Origin of the sequence: uncultured Candidatus Kuenenia sp. (genome assembly GCF_900696675.1) — a bacterium.
GTDB classification, from domain to species: domain Bacteria; phylum Planctomycetota; class Brocadiia; order Brocadiales; family Brocadiaceae; genus Kuenenia; species Kuenenia stuttgartiensis_A.
Window position 1 is genome coordinate 1 of sequence record NZ_CAADGZ010000283.1, and the last position, 1,371, is coordinate 1,371.

1 protein-coding gene is annotated in these 1,371 nt (G+C 47.6%); it reads right to left on the reverse strand.

Features of this window, described 5'->3' with window-relative positions:
* Positions 1 to 28 precede the first annotated feature (28 nt).
* Positions 29 to 1,366, reverse strand: a complete 1,338-nt coding sequence (locus QZT26_RS17665; protein ID WP_295104069.1) for a transposase — start codon at positions 1,364 to 1,366, stop codon at positions 29 to 31.
* Positions 1,367 to 1,371: the final 5 nt, after the last annotated feature.

The window sequence follows — 1,371 nt, forward strand, 5'->3', positions numbered from 1 at the left end:
ATATCCTTATAGCCAATACCTTCGCCAATTAGGCGGTAGAAACTGGTTCAAAAGCGGGATGAACCATGCCTAATCGGGCAATTTGCTGAAAAATCTCAGTCAATAAAATGCCTTCAGGTTTTCGCGGAAGCAATTTTATTGTCTCGGCGACATATCGACAGCCACGGTAGTGGGATTTCAAGTCCAAGATACTGAACACTGGATTGTTCTTTCGATATTGCCGCAGAAGGATGGAACTGAAGTTGACCATGAAGAACGAGAGATTGGCGGCGTTGGCAACAGCAGTTTGTTTCACATTCATAAAATCATCCAGTCCCCAATATTGCTTGGCGTCGCGGAAGTTGAATTCGATCTGAAAGCGCAAGGTGTAGTAATCATACAGTTTCTCGTAAGACAATTCTAAATCGGAGCTGAACAAAATCACATGCGCTTGTTTTTTGGTTGAAAGGTTGGTTTTCAAAATGACCACAACGTTGATCGGGGAGGCAAACTCGCGGTTGAGCAGCGCGGCTTGGTAGATCTGGGTGCGAATGCCCGCTTCGACGTCATCCGCTTTCAAGTATTTCTTTTTCATCTTGCAAACATTGACCTTGTCTCCATATTTCGAGCGAGGACCATGTCCGCTATACTTGCCTGAGAAGGGTTCATAGAGGGCGGCATCTGAACGAAATTTGGAAATCAGTTGCAAACCTGCCTGCAACACCATCCAGGCGCTCGGATAATTTCCAAAATGACCGTCCATCACCAGGTAGCGCACCGTCAAAACACCCTTCAAAACTGCCAGAAATGCCTGCAAGATCGGCTGAATCTGCAATAATTCCGCGCTCAAGATGGGCGCTTGCTTTTTTTTGTTTTTGCTGCCTTTCGGGCGTCCCAGCGGACGCTTGTTCGCTTGAGTTTCTTTTTCTTTCTTCTTCTTTTTCGCTTGCTTCGGCTCCTTGATCATTTGCACGACTTGAATGGGATACGATTGCCGTTCCTGGACGTCAAGCAACGAAAAGACAAAGAACGACAAGCCAGGTATCGCTCGGTTTTGCAGACTGGAGAAAAAACGCCCCAATCCATACGTCGCCCTGCCTGCCTTGCCAAGTACCACCTCATCGCCTGCCGCTATGTACTCGCGATCGGTTCGACGTAACAGACTAATGAACAGCATCCATTGGATTTGCAACCATACCATCGGCGTGTGATACAAGCGTTGAATCGTTCGGTAACTTCCACCTTTCTCTGTCCAACGCGATAGTTCCAACATCGTGATCCGTCCGTTGCTAATCAACATGCCGTACACCGCCTGACTCAACTGCCGCAGGACGGTTGTTGAAATCACTGGCGCTATGCTTTGTAAAAGCGCTACAATCTCTGTCATGGGCT

Coding starts and splice junctions, on each gene's coding strand:
- QZT26_RS17665 (WP_295104069.1), bottom strand. CDS start 1,366: ATGACAGAGATTGTAGCGCTTTTACAAAGCATAGCGCCAGTGATTTCA.